Here is a 23614-nt window from a genome sequence, read left to right as displayed (position 1 = left end):
TTCATCGGGAGACCGCCAGAGAATTCAGTTTCCGGCGGCCCGAAGCTTGAAGGCAAGTCCCCCGATCCGGCTCTCCTGCATTTGGGGAGCCAAGGGCGGCAACCAGCGGCCGCGCCTACCCGACAAATCCCGACGCCACAAAAACACCCCGACACTCCCAACGCGATCGGACCCGGGCGGCACACACAACCGCCCGGGTCCGGGAATGTGATCAGAGCCCGTATTGCTCGCGCGCGTAGTCGCCGAGGCCCACGGCATCGAGGCGGGACAGGGGCGCCAGGAAGGTGACCTGGATCACGCCCGGCGCACGACCGATCTCGATGGCGCCGTTGATCGTCGCGCGGTTGCGCACCTCGGCCACCGTCATGCCGAGAAGCTTTGCCGCGCGCTCGAGCCCGTTGTCGATCGCGGCGTTGAGGTTCGCCGCCGTCCCGATGACCGAGATCGGCGCCATGGGCTCGATCTCGGCCACGTTCCACTTGTCCGCAAGACGCTGGCCCTTGGCCTTCTCGGCTGCGGTAAACGGCCGGGCCAATGGCGGCAGGTCTTCCTCGAGCGGGAACAGCACCGGCCCGTCGAGCGGGTAGCCCTTCACGACCTCGACCTGCAGCGTGACGCTGCCCGACACGTCCATCGTGTGGCCGGCGATCTCGCCATCCCCCTGCCCTGCGTGCATGTCGCCCATGTAGACACCGGCGCCCTGCACCTTCACAGGGCAGACGAGGATCGCGCCGGCGCGGACCGCGTCGATGTCCATGTGTCCGTCGGTCTTGTGCTCGGCCAGCTGTTCCTCGGTGATCGCGTAGCTGTGCGGCGCCCCGACAAGGAAGGCCCCGAAGTCGCCGGCGTTGTGGCTGTCGGGCATGGCCATGGACGGGCAGGTCCCGAGCTGGCCGAGGAAGGGGCGCATCCGCACCAGCGTGCCCGGCATGTCGGACGGCGCATAGGTCAGGATCGAGTGCTGGCGGCTCCCGTCCGGCAGGGCCGCGTAATGGGCCGCGTCATGCGCGATGGTCTCGGCCGCTTCGGTGGGCAGGGTCAGCCCGACGGTGCGGGTCTCGTCGAAGGTCACAGTGTAGCCGTGGACGATCTCGAACGGCTTCACGGTGTTGCCGCAGGCATCGCATTTCACCGCGTTGCCGCCGATCCCCTCGACATGGGTTTCGGGCCAGACGGTATCGCACACCGGGCAGCGCGCCGCGACGTAGGGATCGCCAAGGCAGAAGCCCTCGGGAGAGCTGTCATGCCCCGAGGCAGTGGCGATGGAGGTCACGGTGATGTCCCGGATGCGGATCGCGACGCCATCGCCGACCTCGGCACCGGCGACGAAGACCGGTGTCGTCACCTCGTGACCGCCCCGCAGCCGGGGCGTGATCATCGGCCCCCAGCATCCGGGGGCGGTGTTGGCAATGATCGTGCCACCGTTCTCCACCGGGCCCAGCATCGGCGCGTCGGGGTCGAGAACGCTGTTGGTGAATTCCGAGACCACGGCGCTACGACGCGCTACGGATGTGCTTCCATCAGGCATGACAGCCTCTCCAGTGTTGTGACGATTGTTGGCGCGAGACTATCGCGGCGACGCACAACTGCAAGCGAAGCTTCCGCACTTCTGATGCTTCCGGAAGACTGCGCCGACCGAGACCGGAGCGGGCGAATGTCCGGCAGGCGGTCTCCCGTTTCCTGGTCGCGGCGGCCCTGAAGATCTTGCAGAGCGGAAGCTTCGATGACCGATGGCACCCCTGATGCCCTGGCGACACCTGCCCAACGCAGCCTGATGCCGAGACCCCATCGTCTGATGCTGCTGGTGGTGGGGTTGTGACAGGTCACTCAAGAATGATCGCGCAGATCCCTTGGGGAACGGGGCAGCACAGGCGGTCCCAGTCATCGGTCGTCGCTATCCCGAGGCGCCCGCAACGGCGGACCGCCCCGCACGGCATTCCTGTCCTGATCCACATCCCCCGTAGCGTGGCCCCGCGTCGAAACCGTCCGCGACCACGTCCTGCAGCCGGCCGTCGACAGACACCTGCCCCGTCTTGTAGCGCACGGGAAAACCGAAGCTCAGCGCGTTGCCGATATCGCGGCGTGGCCGCAGGAAGACGGTGCCGGACAGCAGCACGCCGCTGCCCTGACCACAAGTGGTCCGGCCTCCGGCGAGTTTCATGGGGACCTCCAGAATGTCCTTGCCCACCCGCAACCGTGCGCGGCGGTCGGCGGGCAGGCGCCTGACCCGGCAAAGGATGCCGCCGCCACGGCCGGCGACGTCGTTTCGGGCAAGGATCGCCGGGAACGGGCCTGGACACTCCGTTCTCTCTCTCTCTCTCTCGCGCGTCACGGCTCTTCCGCGACGACGCAAGAAAAAACGGGCCGCACAGTCAAGCTGCGGCCCGTTCCCTTTTTCAACCGACTTGCCATCCCCCCGCGACATTCGCCGCGGGGGGATGACCGATCAGGCCGCCATGCGCTTCTTGCGACGCGCAGCGAAGCCGAGCCCGCCCAACGCGCCGATCAGAAGGATCCCCGCGGCCGGCAGCGGCACCGGGGTCACGGAGTTCACGAAGCTGTCGGACGCACCGCCGGGAAGCCTCTGCAGGTGGATCCCGAAGCGCAGCTCGCCAGAGGTCAGCGCGCTGATGATCGAGGCGAAGCTTCCGGACACGCCAAGGATGAAGCCGCCGGTTTCACCCTGCTGGATCGCATTGGCGTTGGCCGCTCCAGGGACCCGGTTGAAGATGAAGTCGGTCGAGAAGCCGACATTGTTGCCCTGCGGGAGATTGCCCCTGAAATAGCGTCTCATGTTGACGGTGCCGACCGAATGGGACTGATCGTTTCTATTCGGCAGCGCCGTGAAGAGGGACGGAGAGCTATCATGCACGAAGATCGTGCGGATGAAGTAGTTCAGCGCCGGGGCAGCAGCGCTCACGATCTGGAAAAGCGCGTTGCCAGAGCCAAGATCGGTCACATCGAGCGAGAAGTTCCCGGCATAGGCATCGCCGGCAACACCCGCACCCGGGATATTTTCGAAGGGGAAAGTGACCGCGCCTGCCTGTTGCGACGCACCGAGCAAAACGCCCGCACCAATCAAGCCCGCTACCACCATATTCTTGAGTTTGGCTGCAAAAATCATGTCGTAGACCCTAAAGAAATGCCTTTAAGCGCTAATTTTAAACCTAAAGGCGATTAGAAAACGTCTGAGCAGTGACAGATTACAGATATGACCCTTATTTACAAGGGATTCTGTGATGCACACTTCATCTTATTCGGGAGCATGGCGCAGGCGACCATCAATCCCGGAGGGTCCGCGCGGGCCGGTCACGGCCGGCCTCCGCTTTGCAATCGGGAGACATTGAAGAGACGAAAGCTGCGCTGTGTCCGTCGTCGCGCTCGTCCATGGCCTTCCAGCCGGGGTGGCCGATGTAGACGGCATTGGCGAAGGGCGAGCCAAGCAGTGTGCCGATGAGCGAGATCGTCCCCTCGGCCGAGATTGCCTCGGTGGTCGAGCAGACATCGCCCGCCGCCTCGGCGCTCTCGACGTTATCCATGACCTCGACGAGGTCATAGACACCGAAGGGGATCGCGGTCACGAGGATGAAGCCGAGGAACTCGAAACCCGTGAACACGTGGTCTATGGCCGGGATCGGGATCGAGAAGCCGAAATGCGGGAGGCTCTCCGCCAGCGCGCCCGCGTTCATGCCGGCGATCCCGGGCATTCCCAGCGCCGCCGCGCCCGCCAGCGGACAGAACGCCGGCACGATGTCGTGGCCGGGCTCGCCACGCACGAGGATGCGGCCCATCGGGCCCGGATCGCCGATCTGTCGGCTTGGCAAGCCGCGCTGGGTCCAGGCGGGCGGCCCGTCGGACGGGTCGGGCCGGGGGCCCCCGCGCGTGGGCACGATCAGCATGCCGGAGCTGCGTGCCGCCGCGAGCGCCTGCCCCGCGGTGTCCGGTTCAACAACCCGGCGGGCGAGGTACTGATGCAGCACATCCAGGCGCTGAACCCGGTCTTCCTGCCGCGCGAGGTCGCCCGCTACCGCGAAGAGCATCCCGGCGTCACCTTTTCGATCCGGACGCGCGATCGCGCCCGGGCCGAGCAGGAGCTCCGCGCCTTCGCCGCCGACTTAGCGCTGGTGTTCGAGCCGGCGCGCCTCGTGGATTTCGAGGTGATCGAGGCCACCGAGCAGCCGGTCTGCGCAGTGCTGGCCGGGCCCCACCCGCTTGCCGGGCGCGAGGTGCTGCGGCTGCGCGACTGCCTCGCCGGTCCCCATGTCATCCCCTCGCCGGAATACGGGGTGCGGCACCTGCTGGCGCAGGCGACCAAGGTCCGGTCGATATCGCTGCGTCCCGTGGAGGAGGCCGACAGCATCGACCTGATGCGTCAGTACGTTCTCTATGAACAGGCGGTCTGCTTCCAGATCCCGATCGGCATCCCCGGCAACGCCCGACTCCGGTCTCGTGCTGCGCCTTCCGAGAGAGTGCCCTCCCGCGGGCGCTGCGGTCGATGGCCTTCACCGGCGGCTGGCGGTACCCACCGCACCCTGTCCGGGGCCTTCGCGCGGAATGGCCGCCCGGACATGCACTGACGTCAAGGCAGGTCTGCATTGCTGACCCTTGCGCTGCGGCGCAGCAATGCCTAGGTTAGCGATAACGGCGCAGAGATGTGCCACAGAGTTTCCCGGGTTCTCTCCTCCTCCCTGAACCCAGGAATAAGCGGCGACCCTCCCTCCTCCTCCCTGAGGGTCGCCGCGCTCCCCCCCTTCCCTCCCAGACACGGCCCCGCCAGGACCGCTTGCCCTGCGCGTTTGTCTCGGCGCACGCACGATGGCAAGGCCTCAGCCGTTCGCCTCCTGCGCCCCGGCGGTCATGCGTCCGGCCCAGTCAGACAGCACCTGCGCATCCGGTGCGAGCCGCTCGCCCAGACCCTCGGCATAGGTCTCGAAATCGGGAAGGTTGCCGGCGTTCACCGCGGTCAGCACCGGGATGCCCGAGGACAGCGCCTCATTGATCACCGGGCGGAAGCCGCGCCCGCCGATCTCCTGCTTGCCGAACTTGTTCACGATCACAAGATCCGCACCCCCGGCCAGCGCCGCCTGCACGAGCCCCACCGCGTGCTCGAGCCCCTCGGGATCGAGCCGGCAGCCCTGCGACAGCGCGCCGAGGTCCTGGGTGATGCGCACCACCGCGTCACCTTGCAGGATATGCAGGTCCATCAGACACTTGTGGGCCGGGTCGGACTCAAGATTGACCTGCACGGCCCCGGCGATCCGCAGCCCGCGTGCGATCAGGGTCCGGGCGACCCCGGCGATCAGGCGATCCGCCTCGCCCTGTCCTTCGGCCACGACATATCCCAGCATGGCGTCTCCTGTTGCGTCTGCCGTCCGGGACATACAAGATACCCCGCGGGCCGAAAAGACAACGCCAAGACACCGGAGCCACAGCGTGATCCCCCCCAAGCTTCCCCTCCTGCCGGACCTCACCCGTCCCGGACTGACCCGCCGCGTCACCGGACACGACCAGACCGGCGCCGAGACCGAGATCGCGGTGGTCGAGGAGCGCCCCCTGACGATCTACCTCAACCGCCAGGAAGTGGTCACCGCCATGACCATCGGCGACTACCCCGAGTACCTGGCGCTCGGCTTCCTGCGCAATCAGGGGATGCTGCTCGACGACGACGTGCTGACCGGCGTCGACTACGACGACGAGATCGAGACGGTCGTGGTGCGCACCGAGCGGCAGACCTCCTACGAGGAAAAGATGCGGAAGAAGACCCGGACCTCGGGCTGCGCGGTGGGCACCGTCTTCGGCGACATGATGGAGGGGCTCGAGGGGCTGTCGCTGCCGCAGACACAGGTGCGGACGAGCTGGCTCTATGCGCTTGCGCGCCAGATCAACACCATGCCCTCGCTCTATCTCGAGGCGGGCGCGATCCACGGCACGGTGCTGTGTCAGGAGGACCGGCCACTGGTCTACATGGAGGACGTCGGCCGCCACAACGCGGTGGACAAGGTCGCGGGCTTCATGTTCCGCCACGACGTGACGGCGGCGGACAAGATCCTCTATACCACCGGGCGGCTGACCTCGGAGATGGTGATCAAGACCGCGCTCATGGGCATCCCGGTGCTCGCCTCGCGCTCGGGCTTCACCGCCTGGGGCGTCGAGATCGCGCGGCAGGTGGGGCTGACCCTGATCGGGCGGATGCGCGGGCAGCGCTTCATCTGCCTCTCGGGCGAAGAGCGGTTGCTGCGCGACGCGGACCCCTCGACAATCCCTGACGACAGCCGCAAATCGCGCCGCAAGAGCGCAGGAGACGACGCATGAAACAGCCTCTCGGGGTCATTCTGGCCGGTGGGCTCGCCACCCGCATGGGCGGCGGCGACAAGACGCTGCTGAGCGTCGGCGGCGAGAGCCTGCTGTCGCGGATCATCGACCGGCTGGAGCCGCAGGTGGCGGGGCTCGCGCTGAACGCCAACGGCGATGCGAGCCGCTTTGCCGACACCGGCCTGCCGGTGCTGCCCGACAGCATCGAGGGCTTCGCCGGGCCGCTGGCGGGTGTGCTCGCGGGGCTCGACTGGGCCTCGACGCAGGGCGCCGACAGCATCGTGACCGTGGCGGGCGACACGCCGTTTTTCCCCTGCGATCTGGTGCCCCGGCTGCTGCTCGCTGCCGAGGGCCAGCCCCATCCCCTGGCGCTGGCCGCGACACCCCGGACCGGCGACGAGGCGCTGAAATCCGGCGGAAAGCGGGTCAATCGCCACCCGACATTCGGCCTCTGGCCGGTGGCGCTGCGCGACGATCTGCGTAGGGCGCTCGGGGACGGGCTGCGCAAGGTGGTGGCCTGGACGGACGGGCACGGCGCCGGCGAGGCGCTGTTCCCTGCCGAGCCCTTCGATCCGTTCTTCAACGTCAACACGCCGGACGACCTTGCCCATGCCGAAGCGCTGCTGAAGGGCGCGGCATGAAGGTCTACGGCGTCACCGGCTGGAAGAACGCGGGCAAGACCGGCCTGATGGAGCGGTTGGTGGCCGAGATCACCGCGCGCGGCTTCTCGGTCTCGACGGTCAAGCACGCGCATCACACAACGGATGTCGACCAGCCCGGCACCGACAGCTTTCGCCATCGGCAGGCCGGTGCGGGCGAGGTGCTGCTGGCCTCGCCCCACCGCTGGGCGTTTATGGCCGAGCTCCGCGATGCGCCCGAGCCGCCGCTCGAGGCGTTGCTGGCGCGGCTCTCGCCCGCCGATGTGGTGCTGGTCGAGGGCTACAAGACCGCGCCGCATCCCAAGATCGAGGCGCACCGGGCCGAGACCGGCAAGGCGCTGCTTTCTGCCGAGAACAACAGCGTCCGGGCGATCGCCTCGGATGCGCCGGTCGAAAGCCCCCTGCCCCGCTTCGATATCGACGACACCGGCGCCATTGCCGATTTCATCCTCGCAGATCTTGGGCTGGTGGTGGCCGCGCCTTCCGAGGCCGCGTCCGGCGATCTGACCCCGCCGCGCCTGCGCGACGATTGTTTCGCCATGCCGCAGGGCGTGGCCTGGGTGCCGGTCAATGAGGCTCTGTCCCGGCTCAAATCGGTCCTGCGCCCGGTCACCGGGACCGAGACCTGCGCCACCCACGCCGCCCGCGGGCAGGTGCTGGCCGAGACCGCCGTCGCGCGCCGGTCCAACCCGCCTCGGCCCAATTCCGCGGTCGACGGCTACGGCTTCGCCCGTGAGGCGACCGGCGAAGGCGTGCAGCGCCTGCCGCTGGTCGCGGGCCGTGCCGCCGCCGGGCAGCCTTTCGAGGGCGCGGTGCCTGCGGGCCACGCCGTGCGCATCCTCACCGGGGCAATCCTGCCCGAGGGCGTCGACACCGTGGTGCTCGAAGAGGATTGCGCGGTCAACGCCACGAACGTCGCCTTCGACGGGCCGGTAAAGCTCCGCGCCAACACCCGCAAGGCGGGCGAGGACGTCACCGAGGGCTCCCCTGCCCTGCCCGCCGGGCACCGGCTGCGCGCGCCCGACCTCGCGCTGCTCTCGGCGCTCGGGCTGGGCGAGGTGACGGTGCAGCGGAAGCTGCGGGTGGGTGTGCTCTCGACCGGCGACGAGATCGTCCCGAGCCCCGCCGAGCCCGCCCTGCCCCACCAGATCTGGGACGCCAACCGCCCGATGCTGCTGTCGCTGGCCGAGGGCTGGGACTATGCGCCGGTCGATCTGGGCCACGTTCGAGACGATCAGGCGCTGATCGCCGCCCGGCTCGACACGGCTGCGAAGGAGTGCGACGTCATCCTGACCTCCGGCGGGGCCTCGGCCGGGGACGAGGACCATGTCTCTGCCCTTCTGCGCGCGCGCGGCACGCTCTCGAGCTGGCGGATCGCGCTGAAACCGGGCCGGCCGCTGGCGCTTGCCATGTGGAACGGCACGCCGGTCTTCGGCCTGCCGGGCAACCCGGTGGCAGCACTTGTCTGCGCGCTGATCTTCGCCCGCCCTGCCCTGTCGCTGCTGGCGGGCGCGGGCTGGACCGAGGCGCAGGGCTTCACCGTCCCCGCCGCCTTCTCCAAGCGCAAGAAGCCGGGACGGCGCGAGTTCCTGCGCGCCCGGCTCGATGCCGAGGGACGGGCCGAGGTGTTTGCGTCGGAAGGCTCGGGCCGGATCAGCGGGCTATCCTGGGCGACCGGGTTGGTCGAGCTGCCCGACGAGGCTGTCGAGATCGCTCCCGGAAGCCCCGTGCGGTTCCTGCCTTACGAGGGTTTTGGGCTGCGTTAGAGCCGCTCAGCCCCGCCGGACGAGGTAGATCTGCACCGCGCCCTCGTCCTGCATCGACAAGAGCTCGTGCCCGGCTTCGGTGCAGAAATGCGGCACGTCGATCACCGCCGCCGGATCATCGGCGAGGATGCGCAGCACCTCGCCGGTCGCGAGCTGGGACAGGCGCTTGCGTGCCTTGAGCACGGGCAAGGGGCAGAGCAGCCCCACGGCATCGAGTTCGGCGGTCACATCCATGCTGTCTTGCTAATCCGCGCGCTGCGCCCTGTCCATGGTCAGGCCGCCGCCTCGGGCAGCCAGACGGTGAATTCCGCGCCGGTGACCGTGCCCGCCTCGTCGGTGACGTTGCGCACGGAAATGAGCCCCCCGGCCCGCTGGATCAGGCTCTGCGAGATCGAGAGACCGAGCCCGGTGCCCTCGCCCTGCTTGGTGGTGAAAAACGGGTCGAACACGGCGTGAATCGAGCTTTCCGCCACCCCCGGCCCGGTATCGCGCACCCGCAACGCCGCGCCCGCGCGGCCGTTGCGCGTCTCGGGCCCGAGCGTGAGAAAGAGCTCGCCCGCCTCGCCCATCGCCTGCACGGCGTTGACGATCAGGTTCACCACCACCTGCTGCAGCTCGCCCGGCTCGACCCGCACCGGGGGCACGTCGGCGAACTCGGTGCGCACGGCGACATGGGCGCGGGTGACCACATGCTCGACCAGCACCAGGCAATCGCGCAGCACCGGCTCGAGAGGCACCTCGCTGGCGAAGGTGCCGTAGTCCCCGGGGCGGGAGAATTTCAGCAGTTTGCCCACGATGGTGTCGATCCGGCGCACCTGGTCGTCGATCAGGTCGAGCTCGGTGCGGACGTCCTCGGCCTCGCGACCGAGCACCTCGCGGATCACGTCGACATTGCCCTGAATCACCGCGATCGGGTTGTTGATCTCATGCGCGACGCCGGCGGTGATCTCGCCGATCGAGGCCAGCTTCTCTCGCGTGACCAGCTGGTGGAACGCCTGTTCGAGCTTGTCGTTGGCCTCGCGCAGCTCGGCGGTGCGCTGGTCGACGCGGGCGTTCAGCTCGTCGGCCCAGGCCCGCAGCCGCCGGTCGCGGTCCTGCACCTGCTCCAGCAGGTCATTGAGATGCGCGCCCACCTGCGCGACCTCGTCGCGCTTGCGGGTCGGCCCGATGCGCGCCGTCAGATCCCCGGCCCGCACCCGCCGCATCACCTGCGTCATCGCCTCGAGCGGGGTGAAGACCCCGCGCGCCATCCACAGGAACACCGGCGCGGAGAGCAGCAGAACCGCCACGAAGGCGCCGATCATCCAGAAATAGGCGGCACGCCTGGCGGCGTTGAAGGGCGCCTCGAGGAAGCCCACGTAGAGCATCCCGACCCGCTCGCCGAAGCTGTCGTGCAGCGGCAGGTAGCCGGAGATATACCAGTCGTTGACCACGAAGGCGCGGTCGAGCCAGATCTTGCCCTCCTCCAGCACCTGATGCCGCACCGCCTCCGAGACGCGCGTGCCGATGGCGCGGCGCCCCTCGAAGAGACTGACGTTGGTCGAGATCCGGAGGTCGTCAAGGAACACCGTTACCGTGCCCTTGCGGTCGCCGCCCGTCACCGGGTTGAGGAAGACGAGCTCGTTGATGTCGTCAATGAACTTGAGGTTGCGGTTGAGCAGCACGCCCCCCACCAGAACGCCGACGCGTTCACCGTTCCGAACCACAGGGCTGGCGGCGTGCAGCACCATGCCGCGCGTCTCGACCTGCGTCGTTGCCTCCCCCCTGCCCGGCAGCTCGTTGATCCGGGCCTGAACGGCGAGCCCGAGCGTGCGTGCATCGAGCTGTTCCGCGGACATAAGGTCGATCTGGGCCGTGGCCTTGCCCTGCATCGCCTGCGCGATGACAGGCCAGTCCTCGCCCGGGGCCTTGGCGGCGGCAGAGGGCAGGTAGTAGAGAAAATCGAAGCCGAGCGACCCGCGGGATTCGGTGAAGAAGCGATGTTGCTCTTCGAACGTGCTGGCGAGCACCTCGGCGAACCTGACCGTGCGGGCGGTGGCCTGCAGCTGGCCGCTGGCGTTCTCCATCATGCGGGTCAGGTACTGGTCGGCGATGCGCAGGTCGCTCTCGACGTTGGCGATCAGCAGCGCGTCGTAATCCGCGGTCCAGCGCGCCATGCCGATGAGCAGCAGCAGCGGCATCAGGATGATGAGCGGCGCCAGCGCGAGGACGAGCAACCGCAGCCGGACCGAGGACAGCATGCGGCGCGCCCGGTCGCGCAGTCCGGTCACAGCGGGTTCTTCTCGACGAAGGTGCGGAAGAAAGCGAGGAATGCGCGGTCGGGATCGCGCGCCTCTTCGCGGTCCTTCGCCCAGGCGCGCCATTCGCCCTCGACATGGTAGATGTCGTACCCCGGGTAGCGCAGGCGCGCGGTCTCGTAGGTCTCGGTCCGGAGCGCGGGTCCGCGGGTGTCGAGCCATGCGGGCCGGGCCTTGGGTTCGGTCACCACTTCCTCGCTGCCGCTGATCCGCGCCTTGCGGCCGACCTTCGAAAAGCTGAGCTCGCGCTCCACCTGCGCGCTGCCGCCCTCGTCCTTGCGCCACCAGCGCAGCTCGACATGGGTGACGCGCCGCCCGGTCTTGAGCGGCGCAATCTCGACCACGTAATCCGACAGCGCGTTGACCTCGGCCAGCGCCGGGTCGATGGCGCGCAGCTTGAGGTTCGACCACGAGGTCAGCTTGCCCTTCGAAACCCCGAGGATGCCGCGCAGGTCCTCGAGCGAGAACTTCTCCGAGCTGCGGTAGCGCAGGTTGCCGCGTTTCTGGATCATTTCGTAGAGCGTCAGCGCGTATTTCGAGCTGAGCGCGAACATGACCTCGCGCTGCAGCCGGGCGAACACGGTGCTGTCCTTGATGATCCGCCGCAGCCGCTGCGGGATCTCGTATTCCAAGAGCCCGTCGCGGCGCGTGGTCTCGATGTTGCCGCCCAGAAGCTGCACCCGCTCGATGGCGTCCTCGCCATCACGGGTGACGCGCACCTTGACGATGGCCGACATCAGCCGCTCGATGGTCTCGCCCACCCGGTCGTTGGAATTGTGCGATCCGCGCAGGTCGGATTTCGAGATCACATGCGTCACCGGCTTGTCGATGGCGTCCCACGCATTCTCGAGCAGCTGGTTGTAGATGCGCCGGTCGGCAAGCGTCAGCGGCGTGACCTCGACGAGGTCCACCAGCTCTCCGGGCTTGATCAGGCTTTCGGCGTTTGGCCGGGCCTCGATGGTGCGATATGGTTTCGGAGACGCCGGTCGCTGCGCCATTGCGTTACCTGTCTGCTCATACTTTTGTATTCGTTGCGATGTAAGCTATCAGAGGCCCCCCGATCCGTCCAGCACCCGAAACGTAAGCTTTGTGTGCCTCCCCCTCCCCGGTCCGATTCGCGAAGTCCTTTAAAAACAGGCAGTAAATCAAGGGGTTTGAGTCGGTGGCGAAAGTCACCCAAAAGGTAAGAATAAGGCCCCATCCAATCCGTAAGCTTTCGCCTCCCGGAACGTATGAGCTCGCATCCCGAGAGGTAAGCCAAGACAGCCCAGGATGTAAGGTTATCCCGGAATAGTCACGCAATATCATCGGGTTGTCGGTGACGAAGATAGAACACCTAGAATCCAGAACAGCAGGGTCAGGCAGGGTGTGGAAAATCCGGGTGTCGGGCCCCTCCGGATGCGGCAAAACGGACTCCGTCAGCCAAAACCCTTACAGTTTGGGCAAGATCGGTTGAATCGGCTGAGAAAAGATCGGAAACACGATCTTGAGCACATGGTTTCCGATCATCCGACCCACTACCCGAGATTTCCGCTTTTTCGGCCAGATCCCCGAATTATTCGCACTTGAGCGCAGAGGCCGGACGGGCCATGATTCGAGCGAACACGCAGGTCCCGCGCCTTCGACCCAGTCCCAAGAAGAGGATGAAATGGAGCAGTCCGCCCTTCCCACGGTGTCCCTCGACGAGCTCGATCGTCTCGCGACCCGGGCATCGACCGTCATCAACCGGCTGCGCGACAGGCTCTACGCCCCGGGCAACCAGAAATCACTGGATCTCCAGTTCAACGTGCGCCGCGCCGCCGAGATGGTGGGCCGCAGTGAAAAGCTGATACGGGATGCCGAAGCCGACGGGCGCCTGCCCGAGCCCGAGAAGGACCCGCAGACCGGGCGGCGCACCGGCTACAGCCTCGCCGACGTGAACCGGATGCGGCAGGTGTTCGGCACCCTGCCCTACCGCGCTCCCTCGGATCCCGCGATGGTCCTCGCGATCCAGAACTTCAAGGGCGGCGTGGGCAAGTCCACCACCGTCTGCCACCTTGCGCAGTACCTCGCGCTCAAGGGCTACCGGGTCTGCGTCATCGACTGCGACAGCCAGGCCTCGACCACCTCGATCTTCGGGCTGAACCCGGACGTGGATGTCGACGAGGAAGAGGACACGCTCTATCCGTTCTTCCGCCACGGCGGCCCGCCCGACCTCTCTTATGCGCTGCGCTCGACCTACTGGCCGAACGTCGCGCTGATCCCCGCAAACCTCGGTCTCTACGACGCGGAATACGAGTTTGCCGCCCGCATGGCACGCGAGCAGACATTCGTGCTCGACCGGCTTCGGACTGGAATAGAGACGATCAAGGACCGGTTCGACGTCATCCTGCTCGATCCGCCGCCCGCGCTGGGGATGCTGTCGCTCTCGGTGCTGCGCGCGGCCGAGGCGCTGGTGATCCCGGCCCCGCCCAACAACATCGACTTCGGCTCGACGGCGCATTTCCTCAAGATGCTGGGCGCCACGCTCAACGAACTCGCCCGCGCCGGTGGTCCCCGTGACTACGCCTTCGTCAAGATCCTCGCGACCAAGATGAACGACAGCAAGTCGGCGCATGTGGCGATCAAGCGGATGATGGACGCGGTGTTCCCGATGGACATGCTGCAGGCCGTGCTCAAGGACAGCGCCGAGATCGACAACGCGACGGCGAACCTCAGCACGGTCTACGAGCTCACCGGCGCCGCCACGCGCACCGACACCCACAAGCGCTGCCGGGCCTATCTCGACGCGGTCGGGCGCGAGATCGAGATCCTCATCCGCAAGACCTGGCCCAGTCATCACGCGCAGCTGCGCAAGGAGGGACTGCTATGACCCGCAAGCACGGCAAACACGACGCGATCTTCGACGACGTCCTGAGCGGGCTCGACGAGCCCTCTGCCCCGGCGGCGCCGAAACCCGCCTCCGACCATGACGCGGGCAGCGCGCGGTTCCTCAAGCGCTCGACCACGATCAGCGAGCGGCTCTCGGGCGAGATCGAGGAAAAGACCCTGCGTTGGGTCGACCCGGCCCGCTGCCGCATGTGGGAGCGGCACAACCGGGAATACTCGCTGCTGACCGAGGACAGTTGCCGTGACCTGATCGACGGCATCCGCGCGCAGGGCAAGCAGGAGTTTCCCGCCATCGTCCGGCCTTCGGCCGAGCCCGGGTTCGACTACGAGGTGATCTGCGGCGCGCGTCGCCATTTCGCTGTGAGCTGGCTGCGCGCCAACAATTACCCGCAGTTCCGCTACCTGATCGAGGTGCGCGATCTCACCGACGAAGAGGCCTTCCGTCTCGCCGACATCGAGAACCGCGACCGCGAGGACATCTCGGACTACGAGCGGGCAATCGACTACGCCGACGCCGTCGCGCGCTATTACGGTGGGCGGCAAAAGGCCATGGCCGAGCGGCTCGAGGTCAGCCAGCCCTGGCTCTCGCGCTACCTGCAGCTCGCCAAGCTGCCGGACGTGGTCATCGCCGCCTTCCCCAATGTCCGCGAGATCCGCGAGCGCAACGCGCGCGAGCTGAAACCCCTGCTGGGCGCCGCCGAGAGCAGCGCCGCGATCATGGCCGAGGCCGCCGCCATCGGGCGCGAACAGCAGGCCGCCCGCGAGGGGCGCGGCAGCTTCGTCGATGCGGCGAGCGTCATGCGGCGTCTCACCCGCGCGGCCCGGCCGGCCGAGCCCGCGGTGCCCGTCGAAAAGGCCGTCTTCGGTGCCGGGCTGCGGGTCCAGACCAAGGCCGGCAAGGTCACCATGAGCTTCGACGACACGCTCCCGCGCGAGGCGCTGGAAGAGGCCTTCGCGGCCTATCTCGACAGCCGGTCAGAGGGCTGAGTCCCCTGCCCCTCGGGAATTGCCCACGGGCAATTCCGGCCCTTCCCCGGCCTCACGGACATTTTGTCCATGACTGTGGGACAACTCACGAAATTCTGGACAGTTTGGCCCGCAGCACCGAATTCCGGTGCGCGGGACTGGCACGCCAGCGGCGATCCTGACACTGTGCCACCGAATTTGGCACGAAACCGCGCCTCGCGCGGGACGAGGGAGGAGCATCGACCGATGGTCGATCTGTGGAGCGGGTTTTCTCAGGCCTTCTGGCTGGTGGTCACTTTCGACCCTGAACTGGCCGAAATCGCCTTTCGCTCGCTCAGGGTCACGCTCTCTGCCCTGCTCGTGGCCTCAGTCATCGCCCTGCCCCTCGCGGCGCTTCTCGCGGTGAAGCGCTTCCGCTGGCGCCGCTGGATCATCGCGATCCTGAACGCGCTCATGGGCCTGCCGCCGGTGGTCGTGGGGCTTGTCGTCTACGTGGTCCTGTCGCGCTCGGGGCCGCTCGGGGTGCTGGGGCTGCTGTTCACGCCAACGGCGATGATCGTCGCGCAGACCATCATCATCGTGCCGCTGATCGCCTCGGTCGCGCACCAGTCGTTGCGCGAACTCTGGGCCGAGTACCATGACCTGCTGATCTCGATGAACGTGACGCAATGGCAGAAGATCCGGACTTTGCTCTGGGATTCCCGGCGCGCGCTGCTGACCGCCTCGCTGGCGGGCTTTGGCCGCGCCATCGGCGAGGTCGGCGCGATCATGATCGTCGGCGGCAACATCGACCACGCGACGCGGGTGCTGACCACGGCCATCGCGCTCGAGACCGGCAAGGGTGACTTCGGCCTTGCACTGGCGCTCGGCTTCGTGCTGATCGGCATCGCCGTCGTGGTGAACCTGTCGATCCACTGGCTGAGCCGCACCGAGCGCGGAGATCGCTGGTGAGCCGTCTTCTCCCCCTCACCGTTGACGGTGCCGTCGGGCGTCGTCGCAGCCGCACGATCGTGGGGCCCGTCGACCTGCGCATCGAAGGCGCCGGCATCACCGTGGTGATCGGTCCGAACGGCGCCGGGAAAACCAGCCTCCTGAGCCTCTTGCACGGGACCGAACGGCTTGCCGAGGGGCGCATCGACTGGGCCTGTCCGCTCGAGGATGCGCGCCACGCGCAGGCCTTCGTGTTCCAGCGCCCCGTGATGCTGCGCCGCACCGTGGCCGAGAACATCGCCTATCCGCTGCAGATCCGTGGCGTGGCCCGCAAGGAGGCGCAGGCGCGCGCGGCAGACTGGGCCCGGCGTGTCGGTCTTGGCGAGGTGCTGAACCGCTACGCGCCGGTCCTGTCCGGCGGCGAGCAGCAGAAGCTCGCGCTGGCCCGCGCGCTGATCATCGAGCCGGACGTGCTGTTCCTCGATGAGCCCTGCGCGTCGCTCGACGGGCGCGCCATGCGCGAGATCGAGGAGATCCTGCTGGCCGCCCGCGACCGGGGCACCCGGCTGGTCATGTCGACCCACAACATGGGTCAGGCCCGGCGCCTTGCCGACGAAGTTCTGTTTCTGCTGCAGGGGCGCATCCACGAGAACGGCCCCGCATCCACGTTTTTTACGGCGCCCGATACGCCGCAGGCACGGGCATTTCTGAAGGGAGATATCGTCGAATGATGAAGCAACTGTTTCTGAGCGCCGCGCTGGTCGCGGTCGCAGGTGCCGCGCAGGCACAGGACGTGATGAAGATGGCCGTCACGACCTCCTTCAACAACTCCGGTCTCGCCGAGGTGCTGCTGCCCGAGATCCAGAAGGACCTCGGGCTCGAGGTCCAGCTTCTGGTCGTCGGCACGGGCCAGGCCATCAAGCTGGGTGAGTCCGGCGACGTCGACGCGATCCTCGTACACTCGCGTCCCGCCGAAGAGGCCTTCATCGAGGGTGGCTACGGCACCCACCGCACCGAGATCATGTACAACGATTTCGTCCTCATAGGGCCTTCCGACGACCCCGCGGGCATCGCCGACGACGAGACCGCCGTGGAGGCTCTGCAGGACATCGCCAGCACGGAGTCTGCCTTCGTGAGCCGTGGCGATGACAGCGGCACCCACAAGATGGAATTGGCGCTCTGGAAGGACGCCGGGCTCGATGTCGAGGGGTTCGGTGACTGGTACAACGCCGTTGGCCAGGGCATGGGCGCCGCGCTCAACACCGCCGCGGGCATGAACGGCTACATCCTTTCGGACCGCGCGAGCTGGCTGAACTTCGGCAACAAGGCGGACCTCGGGCTGCTGTTCGCGGGTGACCCGGTGCTCTTCAACCAGTACGCCTACATCCCGGTGAACCCCGAGAAGCACGAGCACGGTCAGACCGAGCTGGTCGACAAGCTCGAGGCATGGCTGGTGTCGGACCGCGCCAAGGAGCTGATCAACGGCTACGAGATCGCGGGCGAGCAGCTTTTCGTCTTCAACGCGGGCGAGAACGCCAACTGATCCAGCCCGCAAGGGGCTGAAACGACAAGGGCCGCGCAGATGACTGCGCGGCCCTTTGCATTGGTGAAATTGCCCGTGGGAAATAATTGCCCATGGGCAATTTCCCGGGAAAGCGGCTTAGTGGTCGTGATCGTGCGGTTCGTCGAGCGAGCCATGGACCGCGAAAAGATCGAGCTCGGCAGCCTGCGGTTCGATCACCCTGTAGGCCTCGCGCACACCTGCGGGGGTCAGTTCGCGGGCGACGGTGAGCAGCGTGTTCGGCGCGTGGTCGGCGCAGAGCCCGGCCATCTGGGCAAGCTCCTCGGCGGCGACGGGTCGTGCGGCCTCGGCCGATGGGGCACCGTAGTAGGTGACGAAATGCTCGGCGAGACGCGCGGTCAGCGCCTCGAGTTCTCCGGGCTCGATCTGGGTCACGGCCACGAAGGTCACACGGCCAAAGGTCTCGAGCCCGAGCCAGCCGTTCGAGAACGCCTGCCGCGCCTTGCCGGCGAGATCGCCCTCGGTCCAGTCCGAGAACTCGAAGCCGCCCGAGAGGCACCATTCGCCGGTGCGCGCGGGGCTCGCGAAGACGCGGGTGTCGCTTTCGTCGAAATGGATGGCGCGGGCGAGATGCAGGGGGGCGGCCTGGCTCATGGCGACTGCTCCAGAAGGGTGGTCAGCGGGATCTGGTGGGTGGTGCCGGTCTCGTCGCGCAGCAGCATGCCGAAGTCCTCGTCCACGCCGAGGAAGGTGCCGCTGCGACCGTCGCGGGTGACGTCCTCGCCGATGTCCCGCGCCAGGCCGCGCCACTCTGCGTGCAGCGCGCGGGGGCCGTCCTGTTCCCACTGGTTGAGGTGGTGCAGCGTGTGCCGGGCCCAGGCCTCGACCAGTTGCGGCGGGTGCACGTCGGGGCAGCCTTCGCCGAAGAGCGTGGTCTGGTCGGGGGTGTTGCCGGGGTTGTCCGACTCGGGCCAGAGGGGCAGGGTGAAGCCTACCACGAGCCAGTCAGGCACCGTCTGCGGAATGCGCGAGGAGGCGCGGCAGCGGAAGCCGCCGCAGCGCGCCCCGTTGAGGTAGAGCGTGCCGTCCCAGCCGAGATGCACCGCGACCTCGGGCGGGGCGAGCGCGCCGAGCGCGTTCTGGAACCCCACGCCGCAGATTGGCAGCACCGTCATGGCGCGCATCAGCGGCACCTCGGGGGCAAGCACCAGCGCGGCCTCCATGCGGTTCTGCCCTGTGGCATAGGCGACCATGCCGGCATCGCAGCCCATGGTCGCCTTCATGCAGGCGTGGTCGAAGGCATCCGCTGCGACCGGCTCACCATACATCAGCGGCGGGAAGCTGAGCGCCTCGGTGCTCATGCCACGCCTTTCGCGACGAGCGCGCGGGCGATGTCGTGGAAGGCCTGCGCCTGCGCGCTGTCGGGCTGGCTGATCGCGATGGGCGCACCCCCGTCCGCGGCGAGGCGGATCTGCAGGTCGAGCGGGATCTCGGCCAGCAGCGGCACGCCGAGCTTGGCTGCCTCGGCGGCGACACCGCCATGGCCGAAGACGTGCTCCTCGTGACCACAGGCCGAGCAGATGTGCGTGCTCATGTTCTCGATCATGCCGACCAGCGGCACCTTGAGCTGCTGGAACATGTCGATGCCCTTGCGCGCGTCCAGAAGCGCCACGTCCTGCGGGGTCGAGACGATGATCGCGCCGTCCACCTGCGCCTTCTGCGAGAGCGTCATCTGCACGTCGCCGGTGCCGGGCGGCAGGTCGACGATCAGCACGTCGAGCGCCCCCCATTGCACCTGGGTCAGCATCTGCTGCAGCGCACCCATGAGCATCGGCCCGCGCCAGACCACGGCCTGGTCGTCGTTGGTCATGAGGCCGATCGACATCATGGTGACGCCATGGTTGCGCATCGGCAGGATGGTCTTGCCGTCAGGGCTCGCCGGGCGGCCCGAGACGCCCAGCATCCGCGGCTGGCTGGGGCCGTAGAAATCGGCATCGAGCAGCCCGACGCGGCGGCCCTGCTGGGCCAGCGCCACGGCGAGGTTGGCCGAGACGGTGGACTTGCCGACGCCGCCCTTGCCGCTGGCGATGGCGAGGATGCGGTCGATGCCGGGCACCTTCTGCGGGCCCTTGGGCTCGGCCGCGCGCTGCGGCTTGAGATCCGGGGGAGGGGCCTTTTCCGTGTGGCCGGTCAGCACGATGGAGACGGCGGTGACGCCGGGCAGGGCGCGCAGCACCTCCTCGGCGCGGGTCTTCACGGCGGTGTAGGTCTCGGCGTGGCGCGGCGCGATCTCGAGCACGAAGCGCACGGCGCCCTCGGCCGAGACGTTGAGCGCGCGCATAACGCCGCTCGCCACGATGTCGCCACCGGCGACGGGATCGTCCACGGTCTTCAGCGCGACGAGCACCGCGTCGCGGGTCAGGGGCGCAGGGGTCATGCTTGCGCGTCGTCCCCGGCGTCGGGGGCGGTGATCTCGCCGGTGACCTCATGGGTGAGGCCAAGCTCGGGGATGGTGATCACGGCCTTGACGGGAAAGCTGCCGCCACTGGCCTCGGCCTTGCGCACGGCCTCTTCGATGGCCTGCTGCGAGGTCACGCCGACCTGCTTCAGGAACTTGCGCATCGACATGTTGAAATCGTCGCTCATCGGGATCTCTCCGGTTCGGGGCGCGGGTCAGTGGTCGCGCCGCTTGGACAGGTAGTCGTCGGTGGTGCGGGGACGCGGACGCTCGGGCCCGGTCAGCGGGTTGTTCTGGTTGTGATACTGCGCATTGATGCGGCAGTCATCGCACATCTGGATCATGCGCAGCCGCTCACCGTCGGCGAACATCGAATGCCCTCGCAGCTTCTCGGTGATCCGGTCGATGGTGGACTTCACGCCGAAGAGGCTGCCGCATTCGATGCAGGCAAAGGGCTCTTCCTCGTTCAGGACCTCCTGCGAAAGCGCACTCTCGTCAAGGTTGAATCGCGGGTCGAGCGTGATCGCGTCCTCGGGGCAGACGGTGGCACAGATCCCGCATTGCAGGCAGGCGTCTTCCTGGAAGCGGAGCTGCGGCAGGTCCGGGTTGTCGCCAAGCGCCCCCGAGGGGCAGAGCGACACGCAGGAGAGGCAGAGCGTGCAGGCGCCGGTGTCGACCATCACGGCGCCATAGGGCGCGCCTGCGGGAAGGGGCAGGATGCCGCCCTCGGGATGCAGCGCGCGGGCCGCCTGACGGGCGATCTGGCGGCGGGTGCCCATCGGGCGCACGGGGCTTGCCAGCGGGGCAGGGGACTCTCCGCCGTAGAGCGTGTCGGACATGGCGTCGGGGTCGGGCGTGTCGAGCACCGCGATGCGGCTTTCGCCCGCGATGGCCGAGGCCAGCGCCACCTGCGCGGCAACCGCGTCGCGGTCCGCACCGGGGCCGGGCAGCAGCGTGACCGAGGCGAAGCCGGCGGCCAGCGCGGCCAGCGCCTCGGCATGACCGAAGGCCCCGATGGCGGGCAGCTCGAGCGGGATCACGTCGGCGGGCAGGCCGCGGCCGTGGCGGGCCGAAAGCCGCACCATCTCGGCGCCATGGGCATCGTGTACCAGCAGGCGCGGGGCGTGGCCCCCGGCGTCGAGGAACGCCTTGGCAAGGATCTGCACCCGGCGCATCGTCAGGTCCACCGGCGGCGCGTCGTAGCTCACCGCGCCTGAGGGGCAGGCGGCGGAGCAGGCGCCGCATCCGGCGCAGATCATCGGGTCGATGGTGACGTGATCGCCGTCAGGCAGGATGGCGCCGGTGGGGCAGAGATCGAGACAGCGGGTGCAGCCGGTCTGCCCGGCGCGGGAATGGGCGCAGAGCAGCGGCTCGGCGCGGATGTAGAGCGGCTTCTCGAAGGTGCCGACGAGGTGCGAGGCGGCGAGGATCGCGGCGCCCACGGCGGGGGCGTGGGTCGGATCGGCGCGCAGGTAGCCCTCGCGTTTCTCGTGGGCGGGGAACAGCGGCTGTCCGCCGCGCAGGTCGAGGACGATGTCGCACTGGCTGCGCCCGCCGTCCTGCGGCTCGGTCAGGGCAAAGCCGCCGCGCCCGCCGGGCACGACCTGCTGCAGCGCGTCGATGACCACCTCGAACTGCCCCAGCGCGCCGGACGCGCGGCGCAGGCGGCCCACCACAACGTCATAGGCGCGGGTGTCGGGGATCTCGGCGGCATCCTCCAGCAGCACCGTCACCCCCAGATGGTCCTTGAGCTGCTCGGCGGCGGCAAGCGCCACCTCGGTGGATCCGAGCACGAGGCACAGCCCCTCGGAGATCACGTCAAGCATCCGGCCGGCGGGGGCGGGCAGGGCGGCCTCGGCGGCGAGGGCGGACATTTTGGCCAGTTTCGGGGCGGGATCGGCGGACCATCCGGCGCGGTCGCGCAGGTCGAGCAGGGCAGGGGGGGCGACGTCGAGTTCCTCAGCCAGCGCCTCGAAGGTGCGGGCCTCCTGGGTGCAGCAAATAATCGTGTCCGCCGCGTCCGGGCCGGTCATGGCGGTTGCCGCGCGGGCGATCTGGGTGGTGCAGAGCGCCGAACAGGGGGGGGCGACCGCGTGTCCGGTGGCCTTGGAGAGGGCCTCGGCGTCGATCGTCTGGCTTCCCAGACAATCGCATGTTATCAATGTCTTGGGCATGCTTTCCCCCATTGGCTGGGGCCCGTTTCGGGCCCGGTCCGGCGCTGGTGCGCCGAAAGGCTAGCGTCCGAATGGGCACGGCTTCAACCGGATTTCAAGGGACTTCGGCAGACGCTGAAGGCCAATCGGCGCAGGTGATTCGCCGGGTTCCGCAGGGTAAGCGATTTGTCGCCGAAATCAGAGCAAATTAGTCAAGATGGACAAAATGTCCCTTTCGCCGAAAGTGGCCCGGTCGGGCTGGCCAGAAAGGCCGACCGCGCGGAGATTTTACCGACAGATCAAGGATCCCCCTTTCGCGATTCAGCCGAAAGCTCCATCTTGGGCCCTCACGCAGGAGGCCCCGTGACCCAGGAACAGAAACCTTATCGGTCCATGCCGATCGGTGTCGTTGTCAAACGGCAGCCGGGGGTGACCCGCTGGGCGAAGTATGCCTGGAAGGCGACGTCGATCCTGCCGGGCGCCGGCGACGCGCATTGGCGCGAGCTGCGGCGCGAGGGCGACGTGGTCGAGTTCCACGCCGGGACCGCAACGCTCGAGCTCTTCGGGGCCGAGACCGAGGCCTATGTCCACGGGCTCGGCGCGCAGGTGCCCTGCCTCTACGTGATCATGCGCCAGATGCCCGGCACCCCCGACACGCCGTTCGAGATCCTGCTCGTCACCGCCTCGCCCTACGAGGCGCAGGATTACTGCGATACCGGCGAGGAGCTGGTCGAGAAGGTCGCCATGACCCCGGGCATCGAGGCCTGGGTGCGCGACTTCGTCGAGCTCTTCCACGAGGACGAGGAATTCGTGAAGCGCCGCCGGCACCGCGAGCGGGTCGACAAGGTCGAGGACGGCATCGGCGATCCGCGCATCGGCGGGGTAGGGGACGTCTACGCCTCGCCCGCGCTGCAACGGAGGCGGATGCAATGAGCGGCTTCTGGTCCCGCCGCCGCGAGGCGGTCGCCGCCGAGGAACGCGCCGAGGCCGAGGCGGTCGCCGCCGCCGACGCCGCGAAGACCGAAGCCGAGCTCGAGGTGCGCAGCGACGAAGAGCTGCTGGCCGAGCTGGGCCTGCCCGAGCCGGAAAGCCTCGTCGGTGGCGAGGAGCTTCAGCGCTTCCTCGCGTCGCAGCTGCCGCAGCGGCTCAAGCGACGGGCGCTGCGCACGCTGTGGCGCTCGAACCCGGTGCTCGCCTGCCTCGACGGGCTCAACGACTACGAGGACGATTTCACTGACGCCGCCGTGGTGAAGGAGGGGATGCAGACCCTCTACCAGGTCGGCCGTGGGTTCGCGGAGCGCGTGCAGGAGGTCGCCGAGAAGATACCCGAAGTGGCAGAAGCAGAGCCCGAGGTCGAGCTCGCCACTGACGCGCCCGCACCGCTGCCCGAGCCTCCGACGCAGATGACCATGGCCGAGCCGGTCCCGCCCGCCGACGCGGTCGAGGACGAGCCCGCCGCCGACATCCTTCCGCCCCGGTTCCGGCGGATGCAATTCCAGTTCGACGAAGGACGCCCCGCATGACCGAGACCGCACAGACCGTCCGGGTCGCCGAGGAAGACCGCCTGCGCGCGGATCTCTACAATTTCCTCGGGCTGCTGCTCAGCAACCCGCCCGACCGGATGCTGCTTGACCAGACCGCCGGGCTTCAGGGCGATGACAGCGAGCTGGGGCAGGGGATCAC

24 protein-coding genes and 1 pseudogene are annotated in these 23614 nt (G+C 68.1%); 12 read left to right on the top strand and 13 right to left on the bottom strand.

Annotated features, from left to right (window positions below; translation table 11 throughout):
* Positions 1–211: 211 nt before the first annotated feature.
* The 4 genes from HC022_RS05400 to HC022_RS28710 form a co-directional block, all read right to left on the bottom strand.
* On the bottom strand, positions 212–1528 hold the full coding sequence (locus HC022_RS05400) for an acetamidase/formamidase family protein (protein WP_167451692.1): 1317 nt from the start codon (positions 1526–1528) through the stop codon (positions 212–214).
* Between the two features lie 366 nt (positions 1529–1894).
* A complete protein-coding gene (locus HC022_RS05395; RefSeq protein ID WP_167451690.1) occupies positions 1895–2161 on the bottom strand; it encodes a hypothetical protein in 267 nt (88 codons plus the stop codon).
* Between the two features lie 285 nt (positions 2162–2446).
* Positions 2447–3124: a VPLPA-CTERM sorting domain-containing protein gene (locus tag HC022_RS05390; RefSeq protein ID WP_167451688.1), complete on the bottom strand. Its 678-nt coding sequence runs from the start codon at positions 3122–3124 to the stop codon at positions 2447–2449.
* 157 nt (positions 3125–3281) lie between these two features.
* The gene (locus HC022_RS28710) at positions 3282–3980 is read right to left on the bottom strand and encodes a hypothetical protein (RefSeq protein ID WP_217703893.1); all 699 of its coding nucleotides are present in this window, start codon (positions 3978–3980) and stop codon (positions 3282–3284) included.
* Here HC022_RS28710 and HC022_RS05380 point away from each other — a divergent pair.
* The gene (locus HC022_RS05380) at positions 3972–4577 is read left to right on the top strand and encodes a LysR substrate-binding domain-containing protein (protein ID WP_217703891.1); all 606 of its coding nucleotides are present in this window, start codon (positions 3972–3974) and stop codon (positions 4575–4577) included. The two genes, HC022_RS28710 and HC022_RS05380, sit on opposite strands and share 9 nt — an antisense overlap.
* Before the next feature lie 249 nt (positions 4578–4826).
* Here the strand turns inward: HC022_RS05380 and HC022_RS05375 are convergent, their stop codons facing one another.
* On the bottom strand, positions 4827–5348 hold the full coding sequence (locus tag HC022_RS05375; RefSeq protein ID WP_008887899.1) for a DUF2478 domain-containing protein: 522 nt from the start codon (positions 5346–5348) through the stop codon (positions 4827–4829).
* Between the two features lie 85 nt (positions 5349–5433).
* Here HC022_RS05375 and HC022_RS05370 point away from each other — a divergent pair, with 85 nt between their 5' ends.
* From HC022_RS05370 to HC022_RS05360, 3 genes are read left to right on the top strand one after another with little or no spacing between them, the layout of a single operon-like run.
* Positions 5434–6312, top strand: a complete 879-nt coding sequence (locus HC022_RS05370; protein ID WP_167451684.1) for a formate dehydrogenase accessory sulfurtransferase FdhD — start codon at positions 5434–5436, stop codon at positions 6310–6312.
* Positions 6309–6953: a molybdenum cofactor guanylyltransferase MobA gene (gene mobA / locus HC022_RS05365; RefSeq protein ID WP_167451683.1), complete on the top strand. Its 645-nt coding sequence runs from the start codon at positions 6309–6311 to the stop codon at positions 6951–6953. The genes HC022_RS05370 and mobA overlap by 4 nt, the downstream gene beginning before the upstream one ends.
* A complete protein-coding gene (locus HC022_RS05360) occupies positions 6950–8737 on the top strand; it encodes a bifunctional molybdopterin-guanine dinucleotide biosynthesis adaptor protein MobB/molybdopterin molybdotransferase MoeA (RefSeq protein WP_167451681.1) in 1788 nt (595 codons plus the stop codon). Before mobA ends, HC022_RS05360 begins: the two co-directional genes overlap by 4 nt.
* A 6-nt stretch (positions 8738–8743) precedes the next feature.
* Here HC022_RS05360 and HC022_RS05355 read toward each other — a convergent pair whose 3' ends face one another.
* The 3 genes from HC022_RS05355 to HC022_RS05345 are packed head-to-tail and all read right to left on the bottom strand — an operon-like array spanning position 8744 to position 12032.
* Positions 8744–8971, bottom strand: coding sequence for a sulfurtransferase TusA family protein (locus HC022_RS05355; RefSeq protein WP_167451679.1), 228 nt, complete (start codon positions 8969–8971; stop codon positions 8744–8746).
* A 38-nt stretch (positions 8972–9009) separates the two neighbouring features.
* Positions 9010–10977, bottom strand: coding sequence for a cache domain-containing protein (locus HC022_RS05350; protein ID WP_254884947.1), 1968 nt, complete (start codon positions 10975–10977; stop codon positions 9010–9012).
* Positions 10978–11003: 26 nt separating this feature from the next.
* Complete coding sequence (locus tag HC022_RS05345) at positions 11004–12032, bottom strand: replication initiation protein (protein WP_167451677.1); 1029 nt, start codon at positions 12030–12032, stop codon at positions 11004–11006.
* 650 nt (positions 12033–12682) lie between these two features.
* Between HC022_RS05345 and HC022_RS05340 the strand changes: the two genes are divergently transcribed.
* The 5 genes from HC022_RS05340 to HC022_RS05320 all read left to right on the top strand — a co-directional run bounded on the left by HC022_RS05340 (position 12683) and on the right by HC022_RS05320 (position 17341).
* Complete coding sequence (locus tag HC022_RS05340) at positions 12683–13885, top strand: AAA family ATPase (RefSeq protein WP_089963569.1); 1203 nt, start codon at positions 12683–12685, stop codon at positions 13883–13885.
* On the top strand, positions 13882–14889 hold the full coding sequence (locus HC022_RS05335) for a ParB/RepB/Spo0J family partition protein (protein WP_008887893.1): 1008 nt from the start codon (positions 13882–13884) through the stop codon (positions 14887–14889). The genes HC022_RS05340 and HC022_RS05335 overlap by 4 nt, the downstream gene beginning before the upstream one ends.
* Positions 14890–15114: 225 nt before the next feature.
* Positions 15115–15819 carry an ABC transporter permease gene (locus HC022_RS05330; RefSeq protein ID WP_008887963.1) on the top strand — a complete coding sequence of 235 codons (705 nt, stop codon included), beginning with the start codon at positions 15115–15117 and terminating at the stop codon, positions 15817–15819.
* Positions 15816–16529, top strand: coding sequence for an ATP-binding cassette domain-containing protein (locus tag HC022_RS05325; RefSeq protein WP_167451675.1), 714 nt, complete (start codon positions 15816–15818; stop codon positions 16527–16529). Before HC022_RS05330 ends, HC022_RS05325 begins: the two co-directional genes overlap by 4 nt.
* Positions 16526–17341, top strand: coding sequence for a substrate-binding domain-containing protein (locus tag HC022_RS05320; protein WP_167451673.1), 816 nt, complete (start codon positions 16526–16528; stop codon positions 17339–17341). The genes HC022_RS05325 and HC022_RS05320 overlap by 4 nt, the downstream gene beginning before the upstream one ends.
* 117 nt (positions 17342–17458) lie before the next feature.
* On the opposite strand, the gene HC022_RS05315 is transcribed toward HC022_RS05320, so the two are convergent.
* The 5 genes from HC022_RS05315 to HC022_RS05295 are packed head-to-tail and all read right to left on the bottom strand — an operon-like array spanning position 17459 to position 21952.
* Positions 17459–17974, bottom strand: a complete 516-nt coding sequence (locus HC022_RS05315; protein ID WP_167451671.1) for a DUF6505 family protein — start codon at positions 17972–17974, stop codon at positions 17459–17461.
* Complete coding sequence (locus tag HC022_RS05310) at positions 17971–18681, bottom strand: biotin/lipoate--protein ligase family protein (protein WP_008887957.1); 711 nt, start codon at positions 18679–18681, stop codon at positions 17971–17973. The genes HC022_RS05315 and HC022_RS05310 overlap by 4 nt, the downstream gene beginning before the upstream one ends.
* Positions 18678–19757, bottom strand: coding sequence for an Mrp/NBP35 family ATP-binding protein (locus HC022_RS05305; protein ID WP_167451668.1), 1080 nt, complete (start codon positions 19755–19757; stop codon positions 18678–18680). The genes HC022_RS05310 and HC022_RS05305 overlap by 4 nt, the downstream gene beginning before the upstream one ends.
* Positions 19754–19966 carry a DUF6494 family protein gene (locus HC022_RS05300; protein WP_008887989.1) on the bottom strand — a complete coding sequence of 71 codons (213 nt, stop codon included), beginning with the start codon at positions 19964–19966 and terminating at the stop codon, positions 19754–19756. Before HC022_RS05300 ends, HC022_RS05305 begins: the two co-directional genes overlap by 4 nt.
* Positions 19967–19993: 27 nt before the next feature.
* Positions 19994–21952 (bottom strand): 4Fe-4S binding protein, encoded by a 1959-nt coding sequence (locus HC022_RS05295; RefSeq protein ID WP_167451666.1) that lies wholly within the window; start codon positions 21950–21952, stop codon positions 19994–19996.
* 372 nt (positions 21953–22324) lie between these two features.
* Between HC022_RS05295 and HC022_RS05290 the strand changes: the two genes are divergently transcribed.
* From HC022_RS05290 to HC022_RS28995, 3 genes and pseudogenes are all read left to right on the top strand, one after another.
* A complete protein-coding gene (locus tag HC022_RS05290) occupies positions 22325–22864 on the top strand; it encodes a DUF3305 domain-containing protein (RefSeq protein ID WP_008887948.1) in 540 nt (179 codons plus the stop codon).
* Positions 22861–23454 (top strand): DUF3306 domain-containing protein, encoded by a 594-nt coding sequence (locus HC022_RS05285; protein ID WP_167451664.1) that lies wholly within the window; start codon positions 22861–22863, stop codon positions 23452–23454. The genes HC022_RS05290 and HC022_RS05285 overlap by 4 nt, the downstream gene beginning before the upstream one ends.
* Positions 23451–23614 (top strand): annotated as a pseudogene (locus tag HC022_RS28995) (molecular chaperone TorD); the annotation flags it as partial. The gene HC022_RS05285 and the pseudogene HC022_RS28995, both read left to right, overlap by 4 nt.

The organism is Salipiger sp. HF18 (genome assembly GCF_011806505.1).
GTDB lineage: Bacteria > Pseudomonadota > Alphaproteobacteria > Rhodobacterales > Rhodobacteraceae > Salipiger > Salipiger thiooxidans.
This window is presented reverse-complemented; position numbering and strand designations above follow the sequence as displayed.